1 pseudogene is annotated in these 1,443 nt (G+C 56.6%); it reads right to left on the bottom strand.

The features are described from left to right. Nucleotides 1-294: 294 nt before the first annotated feature. A pseudogene (locus ACR0KN_RS22420) lies at nt 295-1,328 on the bottom strand (IS110 family RNA-guided transposase). Nucleotides 1,329-1,443: the final 115 nt, after the last annotated feature.

Here is a 1,443-nt window from a genome sequence, read left to right as displayed (position 1 = left end):
TGCGCAAGCAGCGAATGGCGTGTGTGGATGGCTCCTGCTTGGCAAGACATTTTTGATCCGATTTGTGCATTCGTCAGAAGCAGTCATGTGTCCGGCCTGTTTGCGCGGTTTTGACCGCTGGCTCTGATGGGTTCCGCAAACCAAGTTCCTATCAGCTTTGCGGGCTGCAATGCCCGAGCCATTCGGCGGAGTATCCTAGTTTTAGCGGCTAACTTATGCACCATCATCTCGCGAGTCTTGCTAACTTATTATTGTTCCTTTCCTCTCAGCCTCTTAAGTAGCTGGACGTGGGCTCTAGGGTTCATCGCGCGTGAGGACGGCCCATACGATCCGGGCTGTCTTGTTGGCCATTGCGACCGTGGCTAAGCGGGCGGGTTTGCGTTCGAGCAACACTGTCAGCCATTTGTTGGCACGCTCAGGGTGCGACCGGGTTTGTCGCACGAGTGATGTCATGCCGACAACGAGAAGTTGCCTGAGATACTGATCACCCATCTTCGTGATCCGCCCCAGTTTTTCTTTCCCGCCGCTGGACTTGTTCGCGGGTGTCAGGCCCAGCCAGGCAGCAAACTCCCGACCATTCCTGAATTGGTGGCCGTCTCCGATGCTGGCAATGATCGCGGAGGCCGTCACAGCGCCGACACCGGGGATCGTGCGCAGCAGACGCACCCGCTCATCTTCTTTGGCTACTTGTTTCAGACGTTCTTCATACCAGCGGATACGCTTGTGCAGCGCCATGAGTTGCTCGGACAGGTTGAGTATCACCTCGTTGGCAACGTCGGGCAGGTCGATAACTTCACCAAGCGTGATGTCTTCGGCAAAGCTGATCACACGGGCTAGGCTCTTGGGATGTAAACGCCAAACTCGGCGACCAATCCGCGCAAACCGTTGATCAGTTGCGTCCTTTGCCGGACCAGTAAGTCACGCGCACGATGCAGCGACAGAAGGGATTGTTGTTCCACAGTCTTGATCGCCACGAAGCGCATGGTGGGCCGGGTCACCGCTTCGCAGATTGCCTGTGCATCAATGGCATCTGACTTCCCAAGTTTGACGTATGGCTTCACGTACATAGGCGGGATCAGACGTACTTCGTGGCCCGACGCCCGTAACTCACGAGCCCAATGGTGAGCCGTGCTGCAGGACTCCATGCCAAACGGGCAGGGTTCCAACTTCGCAAAGAATGGCAAAACTTGTACGCGTCGCAGCGGTTTGTTGAAGACGATACTGTCATCTTCAGCAATTCCGTGGACCTGAAACACGTTCTTCACCAGATCCAAGCCGATCGTGGTAACTTGCGTCGGGTGGCTCCTCTCATGAGCAGACTTCGGCACCTGCACTATGGCGCATTGCGACGCCGGTTGGAGCAGGAGCCATCCACCCCATCAGCTTTGGCAGGCTGCGACCGCGGCATCTTGAATACTCCGCGAAGGTCCGAATTGGGCCGCG

It is taken from the genome of Ruegeria sp. AP7, from assembly GCF_056539905.1.
This window is presented reverse-complemented; position numbering and strand designations above follow the sequence as displayed.